This is a genomic window from Paenibacillus sp. BK720 (genome assembly GCF_011761545.1).
Lineage (GTDB): Bacteria > Bacillota > Bacilli > Paenibacillales > Paenibacillaceae > Pristimantibacillus.
The window spans coordinates 182007-198969 of the sequence record NZ_JAASRQ010000004.1; the positions used below are offsets into that span (position 1 = coordinate 182007).

A 16963-nucleotide genomic window follows, 5' to 3' on the forward strand; every position below is an offset into this window, starting at 1 on the left:
CTTAATCCCACTTGTAACATTAAATGTATGCGGGAGGTAATAGAGTTGTGCATAAATTATCTGACAATTACGGCTCCTTGCCCAAGAAGCTGCTCAATGGCGCTGAATAATTGCGGAGAAGGCTTTGTCCGGTACGTTTCGCTTAGAGCAAGCGAGCGCTGCTCCCGTTCATAGAACAGTACCGTATCCAGTTGGCCGTGGTGGTCGGCCAGCAGCTTTTTCAGCTGCTCCAGCACATCCGGATGCTCGCGCGCGGCGGTAATCTTGATATAGACGCGCTGACGCTTCTTCTCGGCAGGCGGATTCGCGCGCTCGGCAGGCTCCGCCGGCCTTGCGGGCTGCGGTTTCCGGGCTGCGGAGGCCGCTTGTGCAGCCGGCGCCTGCCGGACTGCGGCGGCTTGCCCTTGCCCTTGCCCTTGCGGCGGATAACCGCCGCCTGCCGGCCTCGAAACGCGGGAGGCCGCTTGCTTCCGCATCCGCCCCACATGCTCGGCCAATTGCTCCCCGTCGGCCGACCCTTCCTGAAACGGCATAACATCCTCGATGATCAGCTTGAAGTCTTCGTCCTGATGCTGGACGGTAGCGTGAATAATCGCGAGGCCGCCCTTCACGAGACGATCCCCGCAGCGCTTCCATACAGCCGGGAATACGACGCCCTCAGCACGCATGACTCTGTCCTCTACTTCAATAAAGCCCATCGCATTTCCTTTTTTATTTGTAAACGGTTTAAGGGAAACCACTCTCGCCCCGATAACGGCAGAGGCCCCTTCCGCCGCTTCCCCCAGCTCCGCGAGCCGGTCCAGGCCAAGCGGCTCAAGCTGCTCCTCCACCGCGTCAAGCGGATGGCCGGACAGGTACAAGCCAAGCAGCTCGCGTTCCAGCTCCAGCTGCTCACCCGTTGAATACGGCCTAATATCCGGCAGCTCGACATCCCAGTTCTGCACCTCGTCAAAGCCGAACAGCTCGATCTGCAGCTCTTCCCTCTCCTTGCGCCATTTCAGCGCCGCTTCCACGGTCTCTTCCAGGGCGGCAAGCTGCTGCGCGCGGTGGCCGGGCAGCGACTCCATCGCCCCGGCTTGGATTAGCGACTCCAGCACGCGCTTGTTGACGACGCGCAGATCGACGCGTCGGCATAGATCAAGCAGACTGTCAAACGGCCGCTCGCGGCGCTCCTTCTCCAAGGCCTCGATGGCCTGGGTACCGACATTTTTGACGGCGGCAAGCCCAAACCTGACGGCTCCTTCAACCGGCGTAAACGTAACGCCGCTTTCATTCACGTCGGGAGGCAGCACCTCAATGCCCATCCGTCTGCATTCGTCCACGTATTCGGCGGTTTTCCGCTGATTGCCGGTAACGGAAGCAAGCATCGACGCCATAAACGGAATCGGATAATGAGCCTTCAGCCATGCCGTCTGAAAGGCAAGCACGCCGTACGCCGCGGCATGTGCGCGCGGGAAGCCGTAGTCCGCAAACCGGACGATCATATCGTAAACCAGATTGGCGTCCTCGCTGGTATAGCCTTCGCTTACGCTGCCTTTCACGAAATGCGCGCGCTGCTCGTCGAGCACCTCCCGCTTCTTCTTCGATACGGCGCGGCGCAGCAAATCCGCTTCGCCAAGGGAGAAGCCGGCCATGGCTGACGCAATCTGCATGATCTGCTCCTGATACACAATAATGCCGTAGGTATCCGACAGAATGGGCTCAAGAGAGGGGTGCGGATATTTGACCGGCGCAAGCCCATGCTTGCCCTGAATGTAATTCGGAATAAATTCCATCGGACCCGGACGGTATAAAGCAAGCACCGATACGATATCCTCGAATTCGCTGGGCTTCATCTCCTTCAATACGCGTCTGACCCCGGACGACTCCAGCTGGAAAATGCCCATCGTCTCGCCGCGCCCGAGCATCTCGTAGGTGGCCGGATCATTGTCCGGCACTGCGCGGAAATCAATCTCCCTGCCGTACAATCCTTTCACCCAAACGAGCGAACGCTCCAGAATGGATAACGTTCTCAGGCCGAGGAAGTCCATTTTCAATAGGCCAACCGCCTCGAGATGCTCCATCGAATACTGCGTAAGCGCCGTCCGCTCGCTTCCCGCCTGCAGCGGGACGTAATCGGTTAAGGGCCCGCCGGAGATAACGACGCCGGCCGCATGGGTAGAGGCGTGGCGCGGCATGCCCTCCACCTTCAGCGCCATCTTGATCATGGCATCGGTCCTCGGCTGACGTTCGCAGGCTTCGCGCAGCGCGTCGCTGACCCGAAGAGCTTCCTCAAGCGTAATATGAAGCTGGTTCGGAATCATCTTCGCCGCCCGGTCCACCTCCGCGAACGGCACGTTCATCGCGCGCCCAACGTCTCTGACGGCTGCTTTGGCAGCCATCGTGCCAAAGGTAATGATCTGCGCCACGTGCTCATCGCCGTATTTGGCCGAGACGTAAGCGATCACCTCATCGCGGCGCTCGTCGTTAAAGTCGATATCAATATCCGGCATCGTAATCCGTTCCGGATTCAGGAAGCGCTCGAAGAGCAGCTTGTACTTCAGCGGATCCACGTCGGTAATCCGGAGCACGTAAGCAACCAGGCTACCCGCTGACGAGCCCCGTCCCGGACCGGTCCGGATGCCCTGCTCATGGGCAAAGCGGACAAAATCCCATACGATCAGAAAATAGTCGCTGAAGCCCATATTTTCGATAACGGACAGCTCGTAAGCAAGCCTTGCTTCGGCCCGTTCCCGGAATGCAGGATCCTCCGCCCATTGCGGCAGCCCCGCATAACGGGTGGCTAAGCCGCTTCTGCAAAGCTCGGCCAAATACGCCGACGAAGTCATGCCGTCCGGTACCGGACGGAAGACCGGCAGCGCTGCCCGCCCAAACGTCAGCTCCAGCGAGCATTTGTCCGCGATTTCGGCTGTATGGCGAATCGCTTCCGGGACATGGCGGAACAAGAGCTCCATCTCTTCCCCGCTCTTCATATACAGCTGATCGGTCCCCATCTTCATCCGGTCCGTATCGTCCACCGACTTGCCTGTTCCGATGCAAATCAGAACATCCTGCACGGCGGCATCCTCCGGCGTCAAATAATGAACATCGTTGGTAGCCGCAAGCTTAATGCCCGTTTCCCGCGCCAATTCGATCATGGCTGCCGCCACTTTTTTCTGATCCAGCATGCCGTGATCCTGAAGCTCCAGGTAGAAATCGTCTCCGAAAATCCGTTTGTACCGCAATGCGGCCGATAGCGCCTCCTCCCGGCGGTCGTGAAGCAGATGCTGCGAGATTTCCCCGTGCAGACAGGAGCTTAGGCAGACCAGACCTTCCGAATGAGCCTCCAGGACCTCCGGGTCGATGCGAGGTTTATAGTGAAAGCCTTCCAGGTGGCCAATCGAGACCAGCTTCATCAGATTGCGGTAGCCGGTCTCGTTTTTGGCTAACAGAATTAAATGATAGATCGGATTATCCTTGCGCGTTCCCTTCTCGAAGCGGGATCCCGCCGTAAAATACATTTCGCAGCCGATAATCGGCTTGATGCCCTGTGCCAGGCATGCTCTATAAAAAGGAATAGCTCCGTACATGACACCGTGATCGGTAAGGGCAAGCGCCTTCATTCCCAGCCCGGCAGCCCTTGCCGCCAAGTCGCGGATCCGGGCTGCGCCGTCAAGCAAGCTATATTCGCTATGCACGTGCAAATGCACAAACGAGGAATCTATGTTGTTCATCCGCTGGCACCCTCTTTCGGTTCTTATTCCTTCTATTTTATCATAATAGACCGCACATAGCCCATAGAATGGTAGTAAGGCAGCCGGACAGGCTGGACTTTGCGCTAAAAGGCAGGTGTGCGTTGTGAACGTCATATTATCAAAGGCCGGGCTAGATTTTTTTATCGCCTTTGGCGTTGTTGTCGGAGGATCCATGCTGGCCGGAATCGGCTCGGTTTTTCTGCTGCTCCCGCCTACTTCCATGATGCTGAGCACGGCCGGGAATCTTAAAATTTGGGCGATTGTCGCGGCCGTCGGAGGATCTATCGATCCGATGCGCGTAATAGAAAGTAATATCGTGGAAGGGCATTTGTCGCCTGCCGTCCTTCAGGTTGCTTATATCGCCATCGCTTTTCTGGGAGCCCATATGGGAACCGAGTTTGTCAAGCTCATTTGCAAAGGGGCGGCTTGACGCATGCGCGTACCTCAGTTCGAGCGGTATGTCAAAGGGGTGCAGATGCTAGGCGTGCTGCTGCTTGGCATGCTGCTTGGCGCAATCATCTACAATTCCATTTACCACGCCCAATTCGAGGCGCTTGTAAATCTGAAGAGCGATCTTGAGGTTAAGCTGGAGCAGTCGGAATCGGATATAAGAAGCTTAACGCAATTCAAAAATCAGCATACCGTCATCAAAAGCGTCCTGCCCCGAATCGAAGAGGAAGCCGGCCAAAATACCGGCCGCCCCAAGCTGGATAAAGTGACGGAAGCGGAATTAATCAAGCGGATCAAGGCGGATCTTTCCGTTTTCCTCGGGCAAAGCATTTATGAAATCGACACGGACGCCCAGCTCGCGCGGAGATTATTGAGCAACAAGATTTATACCAATGTCCTTGAAAAAGACTATTCCATCGACATCACGACGATTCTGGTTGCGGAAAACAAGCTGCAGGTGTGGGTCAAAGTAAGGCTGTACGCGAGACCGCCTTCTTAAACGCATTTATTTCCGGTTTTGGGTGAATTCATGCTACAATAACGCCATCGAGACTACAAAAGGAGCTGTAGCAAAACATGGATTCACTCCTGCAATGGGTGTTTGCGCCGGGCATTATGATTACGCTCGCGCTTACCGTCTTTTTCAGCTTTAAATCCCGCCGCTCAACGGACATGCGCGCGCGCGGCCTTCATGCTTCGCGAATGAACATCAGCATGGGCTTTATGCTTATGTTTATCGCCGGCGTTCAGCTTTTCCTCTCCGGCACTTCGACGGCGCGTATCGTAATCGGGGCGATTTTCCTCGTGATCGGATTTTTTAATTTGTTTGCGGGGCTGCGCAACCATAGTATTTTTCGGACGATGCAGCAGTAGAGCGCGTTTTTTCTAAAAAGAATGAACACTGCGTGAACAAATATCTCTTCCAATCGCTGTTGGTTCCGGATTCCTCTCATTAGACGTAGGACAAGGCAGGTTTCCGGGAACCAAAGGCGAGCGCTTCGCTTTTCCAGAGATATTTGTTCACTCCGTTCACCTTTTTCGCATAAAAAAATCACTGCTGCCCGTCCTTGTGGGCAGCAGATTGAGCCGACCCGGCATTTCGCGGGTCGGCTTTTTTTGGGGAAGCGGAAAGTTTTCTTTTACTCAAAGTTGGCCTAGAGAAAAGGGCCTTCTTTTGCATATACTAAGCACATCTTACTACAGGAGGCTGATGTTAAATGATGAACTTATCGATTGTTTGCGCTGTTCATTTATCTCGGCCTATACGGAACGCCTTTTAGTATTAGAGACGAGCCGCGGGACCGAGAGGTCCTTGCGGTTTTTTTATCCGCAGGGGAATCCCTGCGGATTTTTTGTTTTATGCCATTCAACAAACTAAATCGATTAAAGAGGAGCATCCGATTTGAAACATAACGATACCTTGCAGCAGCATCAACAACATCTGGCCTACGGCTGGAACACCGATTGGGACAATAAAATGAAGCAAATCCTGCCAAGCGCTCGACAGCTGGAACCCGCCCGCGTGATCGCCCAGCATTCCCATTCTTATCAAATCATGACGCCGGACGGCGAGCATACCGCTACCGTTACCGGTAAATACGAATTTAACGCGACGCTGAAAAGCGATTTTCCCGCCGTGGGCGACTGGGTTATGGCAGAGAAGCTGCCGGGAGAGACTCGCTCGGTTATTCATCGCCTTCTGCCGCGACAAAGCGCAATGATCCGCAAAGCAGCCGGAAGCACGGTGGATGATCAGGTCGTTGGCGCCAATATGGATTATTTGTTTATTACAAACGCGTTGAACCAGGATTTTAACGTACGGAAAATGGAGCGTTACCTGATTGCGGCATGGGAAAGCGGCGCTTCACCGGTTATTCTGCTGACCAAAGCCGATCTGTGCGACGAGCCGGAAGCTTTGGCCGCACAAATGGAGAGCGCCGCCCCCGGCGTGCCGGTTCACCTCATTAGCGCCCTTCAGAACCAAGGAAAAGAGCAGCTTCTCCCTTATTTGCAGCCGGGCAAAACCATTGCCGTCACAGGCTCGTCCGGCGTCGGCAAGTCTACTCTCCTGAACTGGCTCGCGGATGACAACGTCATGGAAACCCAAGGCATCCGCGAAAACGATGCCCGCGGCCGCCATACGACAACGCACCGTGAGCTGTTCCTTCTGCCAAACGGAACGCTTGTCATGGATACGCCGGGCATGCGCGAGCTTCAGCTGTGGGATGCGCAGGACGGATTGGAGCAGGCTTTCTCCGATATCGAAGCTCTGGCGGCCGGTTGCCGTTACCGGGACTGCCGTCATGAGTCAGACCCTGGCTGCGCGGTCCTGCAAGCGATTGAAGACGGAACGCTTGAAGCGAAACGTCTCCACAACTATAGGAAGACAACCAAAGAACTTTCCCATCTTGCGCGCAAAGAAAACAGCCTCGCGAAAAAAGCCAAAAAAGCCGCAGGTTCTACCTCCCGCAATAGCGAGCGCAGAACAAAAGCCGGCGCTTGGGATTACGATTAACTTACCGCTCTTCCCTATAGCTTTATCAGCTGAAAATAGATTGCACGAAATGCAGTCTATCAGCCATTTTGGTGGGAAGCCGAAACGGTATAATGCACAGAATGCAGGATATTGCGCCCGACTGAATCAATGACGGCTACTTTTCTCGAATATGCTGCATTCCATGCAGGATATTTAGGATAACAGAGCAGATTCGCGCCATTATCGTGCATTTCGTGCAACGTATTTGAACTTGAACGAAAAGTCCAGATAAGTGACTAAAAACATTAAAAGGGCTGCCAAGCAATTGGCAGCCCTTTAACTATCTCTTATAAAGATGATTGATACGTATGGGGAAGGATGGAAGAAATGTATCTCCTGGAGGCGCGTTAGCGTTCGCCTTTGTAATCGTGAAATATCGCATAGGCGAGTTGATTCTAAAATTCACGATTACAACAGCGGCCGGAAGGAGATACATTTCTGTAAGACTGACCCTAATACGAATCAATCATCTGCGCCGTCATCATGGCCTTCGCCGCCAGCCCAGTCTGATCAATAAGCTCGATCTCGAGCTTCGTCGCTTTGCGGCTCATTTCGAGCGCGCGGGGGACAATCGTAATCTGGCTGTCGATCTGGACAGGCTTAACGAAGAAGGCCGTCATCCCGTCAATCAGGTAGTCCCGCTTGCCTGCGTCCCGGATCATCTGCCGTCCGGCCAAGGTCATCAAGGTGACCAAAATCCCTTCCGATACCATGCCAAGCGATCCGGACATCTGAGGCGTAATGGCTCCTTTGTAGAGCGGTACGCCATCCACTTCCTCCGCGTCAAAGCCGGACCAGATCAGATCGTCGAAGGTCTCTCCGATCTCCTGCTGCTTGCCGGCAAAACGGAGAGCGTCCAGCAGCTGCTGGCGGGTGACGACTCCAAGCAGCTTCCGATGACGGTCCACAATCGGCAGCAGGTCAATCCCTTCCGCCGCCATCGTATGCGCAGCCGATGTCACCGCAATATTAGGCGCGGCCGTGATCGGATGACGGGTCATCAGCTTGTCGATCGGACTGTCATCGGATGAGCCGGCTGCATCCTTGGAGGTCATCATGCCGACCACCCTGCCTCGGTCATCGATCACCGGAAAACGGTAATTACCTGTCTCGCGGCTCAGCTTGTGAAAGTCGAGCAGCGTATTGCCGGCCCGCAGCACATCGGCCGGCCTGCTGAACGTCATGAGATCTTCGATCAGCATGATTTTGCGCTTGATTAGCCGGTCGTACATCGCCCGGTTAATCATCGAAGCTACGGTAAACGTATCATGCCGGGACGAAATAATCGGCAGTCCGTTCTCGTTCGCGAGCGCCTTTACTTCCTCGCTTGGTTCGAATCCTCCCGTGATTAGAACGCCAGCTCCCTGCTCCAGTGCGCAGCGGTGCGCGCCACCCCGGTTGCCTACGATAAGCAGGCTGCCTTCATCGATATAGCGGAGCATCGCATCCAGCTCCATCGCTCCGATAACAAACTTGTGCAGCGACTTGTCGAGGCCGGAAGCGCCGCCGAATATATGCCCCTCAACGATCTCCGCCACTTCGCCGAAGGTCAGCTGATCCAGCGCCTCGCGTCTTCTCCGGTCAATGCGGACCGTCCCGATTCTTTCCTTCGTGCTGACAAGACCGGAAGCCTCCGCTTCCTTAATCGCCTTATAAGCGGTTCCTTCGCTCACGCCCAGCGCCTTGGCGATTGCCCTTACCGAGATTTTCTCGCCGATATCGAGCGTCTCTATGTATTGCAGAATTTGTTCGCGTTTCGTGCTCGTATCCATTCCGGAAACGGATGCCACCGGCACCGCCCTCCCCCAATTAAACCTTCGTTCGTTTCATTCCATTATACCAGTCGATAGAGACGGCAGCGACCTTTAGTCCCGCATCCACGTCTTCACCGTCTGCCCCGGTACAACGATATTTGTCGAACACCTGCTGGAGGGACTGCACCGTAAATGCTTCTTGCGTTCCTTTAAATATAAAGGAGTACCAATCATAATTGATAGGTACGGGATACTTCAGCTTCAGAATCGGATAATTCTCTATAATGACGGATTGAGGAGGGATCTCCGGATATTGGCTGGAAAACAAAAAAGAGCTCTTCTCGCTAAACGGTCTTGCGATCGTTTCCGACTGCAGGCTCATTTGGTATTCCACCTGCTGCGTGCGGGGATTCACCCTGCAATTAAAGCTGCCCTGCGCCTTTGCCGACTTATTGGTCTTATGTAAAATGCGGTACGTGAACTGCACCTGAAACCGCATATGCTGATAGTAAGTCTGTACGTTTCGAAAAAACTCAAACTCATCAACCATAAGCGTTGCTCCTTGTTAAAAAGTTCCTGTTTAGGAAATGATGTTAATAGGTAGAACCTTTTTACACAATTATAATAAAAAGCATAACCTTTAGTCAATGACTATAGGCACTATTTTTAATATGGACTATAAGACGTTGTTGCCGGGATAGGAAAGCTCTATCTTAAGGCTGAGGTGACGAATGTGAACGAAATCAGCCGAAATATCGGTGAAAATATACGGGCATTACGCAAACAAAGGGGCTTTAGCCAAGAGCAGCTGGCTCTGCGGGCGGAAATCAACGGCTCCTACATGGGTCAAGTGGAACGCGGCGAGAAGAGTCCAACGGTCGATGTCTTGAGCAAAATTGCCCATGCCCTCCAATGCCCGCTAGAGCAGCTGGTCCATATGCCCGGGACACCTCACGAGGAAAGCACCTACGCAGAGAAAATCGCTTCTCAGCTTCAGGGGTTATCCGTCAAGGAACAAGAAGCGGTGTACAAATTCGTCAAGCAGCTCGTCCAGTTCAAGGAAATCGATTAACATGCGTAAAATGCGCTTGCCGCAACCGCATCCTATTCTCAAAAAACGCAGCAAATGGAAAAAGCCCCCTTGCGGGGGCACTGGTTTTGCGTCTGGGCCTTAACCTCTTGCGCTTCGGTTCGAACCCCTGTTCACCGCCTGCTGCAGCCTGCGCTCCCAGGTATTCCTCTTCATCCGCTTAATGCGGTCCAGCTCCTTCTTCTTCTGCTCGTTCATCCAGAGCAGCGCATTTAAGTGAGCGGCAATGACGAGCAGCGCAAACAACGTCCACACTACCCCGAATATCGTCACAGCATTCCATGGACCCGCCAGATCCAATTTCGGCACCCCGTAGAACAGCATCGCCAATGCAATTGCCAAATAAATCACATGCCGGGCTTTTCCCCTCATTCCCTCAACTCCCGCTTCCTTAGCTTTTGCTTGTCCGCACCACTATCCTATGAAGACAAACCGCCGAATATGACTGCATAACTAATTTCTTTGGCCAATCACCAAGGTATAGATGTCCTCATATGATGAAGTAATTCGTGTAAAACACCTATGGGCCTTTATCCGCTTTTCGTCATCCTCCTGCTTGGAAGGAGATTTACACAATGCAAAAATCGAAAGTAGCCGTTCAGCTTATAAGCTCCGGCATGCTTCCGGAAGATACGATTATGCTCGGTGAAGCCTACCTGAAGCAATGGCATATTTCTCACAGCGTGTCGATCGTCTTGCGGTTCGGAACATTCAAGAAAACGGTGAAGGTAATACCGGTACCGAAGTACGACGGAATGCGCATGAACCAATCGCTTGCCAGACAGATGGGCATCCTTGGCAGCACCGCCCTTCGCCTGAGCTACGATTCCTCGTCTTCCACGCTCCGGCTTGGGCCTCTGATCGGCGTTCTGATCAGCCGTGATTATCCGAGTACGCCCGACAAACCGTTTGGCACCATTACGATGTTCTGCAAGGAATTGATCGACGGCTGCGCGAATCAGGGAGCGCATGTTTACTTTTTCACTCCGAACCATATTTCGGGAAGCAGCGACAAGCAGATCGAAGGCTGGACCTTTGCGAACGGTTGGAAGAGAGCAAAGCTTCCGCTGCCGGATGTCGTGAACAACCGCCTGACGTCCCGCAAGCTGGAGAGCCGTGCTCATGTGCAGCAGTTCTTCAAAGAGATAAAGAGTACGCATCACGTCAGCGTGTTTAACGAAAAGTTCCTGGACAAAATGGAAGTCTTCGATGCGCTGAAAAAGGATGAAAGCGTCCGCCGCTATTTGCCGGAATCCCACTTTCTCCGCAATTATACGACGCTGAAATCGATGTGCTCCCGTTACGCCAATGTATTCCTCAAGCCCTCCAAAGGCAGTCTCGGCAAAGGCATTATCCGAGTGACAAGGCTTGAGGGAGACAGCTATCAGGCGCATTTCACAACCGGCACGGGAACAAGGCGGCAGGTATATCCGAACCTTATGAAGCTGTTCTCGAACATTTCAACCAAGATGAAAACCATTAAATATCAAGCCCAGCAAGGACTTAATCTGATCGAGATCCAGAAGCGGCCGGTCGACTTCCGGGCTGTGGTCCAGAAGAACGCAACAGGCAAATGGACGCTGACATCGGTTGTCGCTCGTACCGCGAGCAGCCAGCATTTCGTCTCCAATCTCGCACGCGGCGGAACGCTCAGCACGGTTAGCGAAGCTGTCGCGCGCTCCAATATTTTCGCCGGCAAGGAAGGGGCCTCCAAACGTCTTCGAACAGCAGCACTAGCGATTGCCGAAGGCATCGATAAGCATATTCCGGCGCATTTCGGCGAGCTGGGAATCGATTTGGCGCTGGACACCAGCGGCCGCGTATGGCTGCTGGAGGTTAACTCCAAGCCTTCGAAAAGCGACAACACGCCTCTCAACCAGGAAAATGACAACAAGATCCGTCCATCGGTCCGGAACGTCATCCAATACTCCCGCTTCCTGTCGGGATTCTAACCGGAGGGCCTTATGAGGGCAACGCTTGTGAGGGTAGGACTGTATGTCGCTTCGATAGAGGCCGGCGCGGAGCCGGAGAATCAGGCATCAGGCAAAGCTTGCGGCATTAAGCTGCCGGAGCCGGCATTCGCGCAAAAGCTCAGCGAAGCGGCAGGCCGTCTCGCCATCGACCTGTATGTCTTCTCCCCCGCCGAATACGAGGAAAAAACCGGGCAGCTGACTGCCTTCCGGCTTCGTGACGGCGGCTGGGTGAAAGAACCCTGCCCGCTCCCGGATATTCTCTACGACCGCTGCTTCTATCGAACGGCTGAGGAACGCCTGCTCTGCAAAGCGGTGCTTGCCGCCATCCGTGAACAAAAGCCCGTGACGACGCTAAACGGAAGCCTTCCCGGCAAATGGGAGGTGTACGGTACGCTCCGACAGGACTCTGCACTGGCTCCGCTGCTCCCTTCCACAATCCGGCTCAACCGCCCGGACACTCTCCTGCGCCTTCTGAATAGTTATAACGGGGAGCTGTTTCTGAAGCCTTCAGCGGGCATGCAGGGCAAAGGGGCTGTTCATCTGAAGCTATCGCCATCGACCCGCGAGTGGATAGCCGCCGGACGAACCGGAAGCAATCTCCTGTTCCGGCATCGCTTCGCCCATTATTCCTCGTTGTCGCGCTGGATAAGACGATTTACGGGGAAGGCGTCGTATATCGCGCAGCCCTATCTGCGGCTGGCCGATCCTAACGGCAACCCGTTTGACCTTCGCGTGCTTGTGCAGAAAAACGGAAAAGGACGCTGGGGCGTTACCGGCGCGGCGGTTCGTGCCGGAAGCACAGGAAGCGTCACTTCCAATTTGCATGGCGGCGGCACGGCAAGCCAGCCCGCCGATTACCTGTCCCTTCTGTTTGGCGAAGCAAAGGCTGAACGGATGATGAACGAAATAACGGAAGCCAGCCTCCAGGCAGCAGAAAAGCTGGAGCACAACTACGGACGATTAGCCGAGCTGGGCATTGATTTCGGAATCGAGCCGGACGGACGAATATGGCTGCTGGAGGTCAACTCCAGACCGGGACGCTCCTCCTTTCAGCAATCCGGCGACGACGAGGCAGCGCGCCTGTCGGTGGAGCTGCCGCTCCGGTATGCCCGCCTGCTCGCGCAGCGGCTTAACAAACCTTTGATCATAAATGACTCCGCAACAGGTCAGATCCAAGACTGTCAGGTAGGCAGGAGGATCCGGTCTGATAACGTTCAGGAGGTTCACCCATGAGCTTGACAACTTGTAACGTTCATTTCTCGCAACAATCGGATAAAGTCATCTATTTATCCAACACGCTTCTCAAGGAGCTGAAGCTGTCCGGCAAAAAAACCGTTCACCTGAAGCTTGGCAAAGAAGTGATAACGACTGCCGTCAGGCCTGTCAGGCGACAAGGCAATCATCTTTATTTATCCGCCGGGGTCAGGCAATACATTCGGGTACCCAAAACGGGCAGCATCTTCGTCCACAAAAACGGCGAAAACGAGGTGCAGATCGGGCCGCTCATCGGCGTATTGAGCGATTCGGGCTATTCCCAATCGGATAGCCAGCCCTTTGGCATGAGAACAAATTTCATCAAGCAGATTATCCGTTCCGGCGACCGGAAGGCTTTTCTCTTCGGTTTTACCCCCCAGGATATCAATTGGCAGCAGGAGACGGTACTCGGCTACTTCCTCAACTCGCAGGGAGGCTGGTACCGCAAGACCGTTCCGCTGCCCGATGTCATCTATAACCGGCTCCGGAGCCGCAAAGCGGAGACGTCCAATTATATCGGGTCACTCCGCGAAAGGCTGCTTCGCAAGAAGATTCCTTTCTTCAACTGGGGCTTCTTCAACAAATCGGACGTGTATAAGCTGCTGGATAACGATCCGGAGGCTCTCCAGCATTTACCGGAATCCGTATCCGCCCCGACGGGCGAGAAGCTGAAGCAGCTTTTGGAGAAGCATCATTTCGTCTATTTCAAACCAACCGCAGGCAGCCTCGGCGTTGGCATTTACCGGCTCACCTATCATCCGAAGCGCGGCTACTTCGCCCGCTACCGGAAGAACGGAAAAAACGTCCTGCTGCGCTTCTCCTCCTTCAACAGCCTGTATAAAATGCTGCAGGCGCGTCACGGAGCAACCTTGAGCAGCTATGTGGCGCAGCAAGGGATCCGGCTGGTGGAAATCGACGGCTGTCCGCTCGACTTCCGCTTCCATATGCACAAGAACGGCAAGAACGAGTGGGTGCCGGCAGGCATCGGAGCGAAAAAAGCCGGAAAAGGCAGCGTTACGACCCATGTGAAAAACGGCGGCTCGCTTATGACGCCGGAGCAGGCGCTGAACCGCGCATTTGGCGCAAAAGGCAAAGAGATCCTGGAGAATGCGAAGAAGGTCTCCATCAAAATGGCTGAGGCGATTGAGCGTAATTATCCGCACCGGCTTGGCGAGCTGGGCCTCGATATCGGCATCGACAAGGATAACGATATCTGGATGTTCGAAGCCAATGCAAAGCCGGGACGCTCCATCTTCAAGCATCCTTCCCTCGAAGCGGAAGGCCGTGCATCCGTAGACTGCATCATCGATCATTGCTTGTACCTCAGCAAGTTTCAAGGAGGGAACAGCTAATGGAGCTTAGAGCATCGAAGAAAGAAGAGGTGTATGATCGGCCGGCTGGACGCCTGGTACTCGCCATACTGACGATTGAGAACGAGGAACAGTTATTCCGGGGTAACCGGAATAACTTCGCGGACATTATCAAAACGGGCCAGGAAAGAGGATTTCTCGTCTATGTGCTCACCGTAAAAAACCTGATCTTGAACCGTCCGAATCTGCGGGGATTTGTCTATAGTGAACAGAAGGATACATGGCAGCAGCGATTGCTGCCTTTCCCGGATATTATCTATAACCGGATTCCGCAGCGCGAGGACGAAATGCTTCCTGCCGTCCGCAACAAAATTGCGGCTTGCATGCGGGATCCGCGGATCAAATTGTTCAACCCTTCCTTCTTCAACAAATGGTATTTGTTCGAATGGCTGCGCGGCAGCAAGTCGACCAAACCGTTTATCCCGGCAACCCGCAAGCTGCTGACCGCAGCCAGGCTGGAGAGAATGCTGCAAAAGCATTCCTTCCTCTACCTGAAGCCGGAAAGCGGCAAAGCGGGGAAAGGCATTATGACCGTCAAGGTGCAGCCCGACAAGCCGCTTCCGTATTTGCTTAAGGTGCAGGAGAACAAAAAAAGCTCTACCTTTAGCTGCGCGGATTTTCAAAAGCTGTGGAACCGCATCAAGAAGGAATGCGGCAGCGAGCCTTATATCGCCCAGCAAGGCATTCAGCTTGCTTCCTTTAACGACCGCCGGTTTGATCTCAGGGCTCTCGTGCAAAAAAACGAACGCGGCAAATGGGATTTGACCGGCATCGGCGCAAGGGTAGCAGGGTCCTCCAGCATTACGACCCATGTCCCGAGGGGCGGCTCCATCGAAGATCCCGAGAAGCTGCTGAAAAGCTCCTTCAACGCCGATCAGGCGAGAAGGATACTGATTAAAGCCAAGCAAACCTCCATTATGATCGCCAGACAGATAGAAAAAGGGTCCGGCTTTATGCTTGGCGAAATGTCCATGGACCTGGGCATAGACAGTCAAGGCCATATCTGGTTTTTCGAAGCCAACTCCAAGCCGATGAAGTTTGACGAGCCGCATATCCGGCAGAAGTCGCTTGAACGGATTTTCCAATACAGCACCTATCTGGCCAGGATGAGAAACGAGCGAGTGAAGCAGGAGGCGACGAGATAATGGAACTGCAGCTGCTTACCCCCGAATTATGGGCGAAAGAACGCAAGAGACTCATTGATTTTGCCGTCCGTTTCGGGGAGAAGCGGCTTACGGTTGCAGCCATCCATTCTCTTCGCCGTCTGCCTCCCGAGCTGCTCTCGCAGGAGGAGAGCGGGACCGTTATGGCGGTTGCGCGGTTTGGCAGCCGGATCGTAGGACTTGGCTATGCGGAGGAAGCAGGCGAAAAGTGCTGCATCGTTGTAACCCACCCCGAGGCTCGCGGGCTTGGGGTCGGGAACGCGGTAATGGAAGCCATTATGAACAAGCTGGGAAGATTGACCTGCCAGGTTGCGCTCGACAACGTGCCCAGCCTGACTCTCTTCTTTCGCCTTGGCATGAAGGCGGTCTCCATGTCGACCGGACCTACCGGCAAGCCAACGCTGCGGTTCGAGTGGCTGCGGGATGAGGTTATGCCACCGACCGCCTCTTCTGCGCAGCATAAGTAAGCAGCACCGCGCCAGTGGCGAGGAGGCAGCCTACAAGACAAGCAGCCAAGCCGTAAGATAACGGGAAACCGAACAAGTCGTAATACCTCGGCTCGCCAAAGATCGTATTCACCATGGCAAGAGAGCCGTAATTGAAATCGACAATCGGCCAGATCAGCTTCTTGATCCCGTTGCTGAAATAATTAGACAGAGAGCCTGCAAGAAGAATAACCATCCCGATTCCGAATGCCGAGCTTTGACCCTTCAGCTTGGATGAGATAAAAGCAAGCGCCATGCTGAAAGCAGCAGCCGAAGCGATCAGCCACACGGCGCCCAGCAAGACAGTCCCGCCAATCGAGAAAGGAAGCGCGGAGGACTCAAACCCTTCCAGACTGCGAAGCGGCGCGGAAAAACCGCTTAAATCCCCGTACCCCAGCCAGGTCCCGATAAAGGATCCTATCAGATACGCAGCGGTAATAACGACGGCCGTTAGACCGGCGCTCAACAGCTTCGCCGTTACAATCTCCTTCCGGCCTTTTACCGTGCTTAGCAGAATGCTGTCCATCTCCGTTCGGACCTCCTGCGTGAACAACGGCGCCATGAAGTAGGTCAGGACAAGCAGCAGCAAAAAGACAATCATAAATCCGTCAAACCGGATAAAGAAGAAATTCCAGAAGATTGCATTCTCGAAAACCGGCTCGCCTATCGCAAGCTCGTTAGCCAGCTCCTTCGAATACAGCCTGTAATCGTACGTGGCGGTATGTTTTTCCTCTTCAAGCGATTCAAGCTTCTCCCGCAACGGATAGATGCCTTTGATATGATCTTGATCCTGCTCCGCCGGACCGTTCCAGTACTCATCCACCTTGCTGCCGAATGCCGCATAACGCACGTGGAACTTTAGTTCCGGATCACGATTGATCCTTACGCTCAGCCCTTCTCCCGTTCCGTATTTCGCAACAGCGGCATCGCGAATCCCCTGAGAAGAGGCAAGCTGCTCACGATCCAATGCCCCGCTATGCCCATCCAGCAATCGGGTATAGAGACTCACCGCCTTTTCCCCTTCCGAGCCACTGAGCTCGAATATCCCTTTTGCCGACACCCAGGCAACTCCCGTATAAATGACGAACAAGACCACAAGCAAAATAAGCTTGTTCCGGTTAACGAGCAGCTTTTTCATTTCGTAATGGAATAGC

At 54.1% G+C, this 16963-nt stretch carries 15 protein-coding genes; 10 read left to right on the plus strand and 5 right to left on the minus strand.

From position 1 onward, the window contains the following. Positions 1-56: 56 nt before the first annotated feature. On the minus strand, positions 57-3713 hold the full coding sequence (locus tag FHT67_RS16460; protein WP_167199932.1) for a DNA polymerase III subunit alpha: 3657 nt from the start codon (positions 3711-3713) through the stop codon (positions 57-59). Between the two features lie 124 nt (positions 3714-3837). Here FHT67_RS16460 and FHT67_RS16465 point away from each other — a divergent pair, with 124 nt between their 5' ends. From FHT67_RS16465 to rsgA, 4 genes are all read left to right on the plus strand, one after another. Next, positions 3838-4164 carry a YtrH family sporulation protein gene (locus FHT67_RS16465; protein ID WP_132307410.1) on the plus strand — a complete coding sequence of 109 codons (327 nt, stop codon included), beginning with the start codon at positions 3838-3840 and terminating at the stop codon, positions 4162-4164. 3 nt (positions 4165-4167) lie between these two features. Then, entirely contained in the window at positions 4168-4683 is a 516-nt protein-coding gene (locus FHT67_RS16470; RefSeq protein ID WP_132307412.1) for a sporulation membrane protein YtrI, read from the plus strand. Positions 4684-4760: 77 nt separating this feature from the next. After that, complete coding sequence (locus tag FHT67_RS16475) at positions 4761-5057, plus strand: YtpI family protein (protein ID WP_132307414.1); 297 nt, start codon at positions 4761-4763, stop codon at positions 5055-5057. Between the two features lie 529 nt (positions 5058-5586). Continuing rightward, the gene (rsgA, locus tag FHT67_RS16480; protein ID WP_167199936.1) at positions 5587-6699 is read left to right on the plus strand and encodes a ribosome small subunit-dependent GTPase A; all 1113 of its coding nucleotides are present in this window, start codon (positions 5587-5589) and stop codon (positions 6697-6699) included. A 473-nt stretch (positions 6700-7172) separates the two neighbouring features. On the opposite strand, the gene FHT67_RS16485 is transcribed toward rsgA, so the two are convergent. Further along, positions 7173-8510, minus strand: coding sequence for a DRTGG domain-containing protein (locus FHT67_RS16485; RefSeq protein WP_347880099.1), 1338 nt, complete (start codon positions 8508-8510; stop codon positions 7173-7175). 19 nt (positions 8511-8529) lie between these two features. Then, on the minus strand, positions 8530-9024 hold the full coding sequence (locus FHT67_RS16490) for a hypothetical protein (protein WP_132307418.1): 495 nt from the start codon (positions 9022-9024) through the stop codon (positions 8530-8532). Positions 9025-9198: 174 nt separating this feature from the next. Between FHT67_RS16490 and FHT67_RS16495 the strand changes: the two genes are divergently transcribed. After that, on the plus strand, positions 9199-9546 hold the full coding sequence (locus tag FHT67_RS16495) for a helix-turn-helix domain-containing protein (protein ID WP_208403332.1): 348 nt from the start codon (positions 9199-9201) through the stop codon (positions 9544-9546). 99 nt (positions 9547-9645) lie between these two features. On the opposite strand, the gene FHT67_RS16500 is transcribed toward FHT67_RS16495, so the two are convergent. After that, the gene (locus tag FHT67_RS16500; protein WP_132307422.1) at positions 9646-9936 is read right to left on the minus strand and encodes a hypothetical protein; all 291 of its coding nucleotides are present in this window, start codon (positions 9934-9936) and stop codon (positions 9646-9648) included. Between the two features lie 203 nt (positions 9937-10139). Here FHT67_RS16500 and FHT67_RS16505 point away from each other — a divergent pair, with 203 nt between their 5' ends. Genes FHT67_RS16505 through FHT67_RS16525 form a run of 5 tightly spaced genes read left to right on the plus strand, consistent with a single transcriptional unit; the run spans position 10140 to position 15791 of the window. Next, complete coding sequence (locus FHT67_RS16505) at positions 10140-11516, plus strand: YheC/YheD family endospore coat-associated protein (protein ID WP_132307423.1); 1377 nt, start codon at positions 10140-10142, stop codon at positions 11514-11516. Between the two features lie 12 nt (positions 11517-11528). After that, positions 11529-12770, plus strand: coding sequence for a YheC/YheD family endospore coat-associated protein (locus tag FHT67_RS16510; protein ID WP_132307425.1), 1242 nt, complete (start codon positions 11529-11531; stop codon positions 12768-12770). Next, on the plus strand, positions 12767-14143 hold the full coding sequence (locus FHT67_RS16515) for a YheC/YheD family endospore coat-associated protein (RefSeq protein ID WP_132307427.1): 1377 nt from the start codon (positions 12767-12769) through the stop codon (positions 14141-14143). The genes FHT67_RS16510 and FHT67_RS16515 overlap by 4 nt, the downstream gene beginning before the upstream one ends. After that, on the plus strand, positions 14143-15306 hold the full coding sequence (locus tag FHT67_RS16520; RefSeq protein ID WP_132307429.1) for a YheC/YheD family endospore coat-associated protein: 1164 nt from the start codon (positions 14143-14145) through the stop codon (positions 15304-15306). Before FHT67_RS16515 ends, FHT67_RS16520 begins: the two co-directional genes overlap by 1 nt. Further along, a complete protein-coding gene (locus FHT67_RS16525; protein ID WP_167199940.1) occupies positions 15306-15791 on the plus strand; it encodes a GNAT family N-acetyltransferase in 486 nt (161 codons plus the stop codon). The genes FHT67_RS16520 and FHT67_RS16525 overlap by 1 nt, the downstream gene beginning before the upstream one ends. Here FHT67_RS16525 and FHT67_RS16530 read toward each other — a convergent pair. Next, positions 15754-16947 (minus strand): ABC transporter permease, encoded by a 1194-nt coding sequence (locus tag FHT67_RS16530; protein WP_208403333.1) that lies wholly within the window; start codon positions 16945-16947, stop codon positions 15754-15756. The genes FHT67_RS16525 and FHT67_RS16530 overlap by 38 nt on opposite strands. Between the last annotated feature and the right edge of the window lie 16 nt (positions 16948-16963).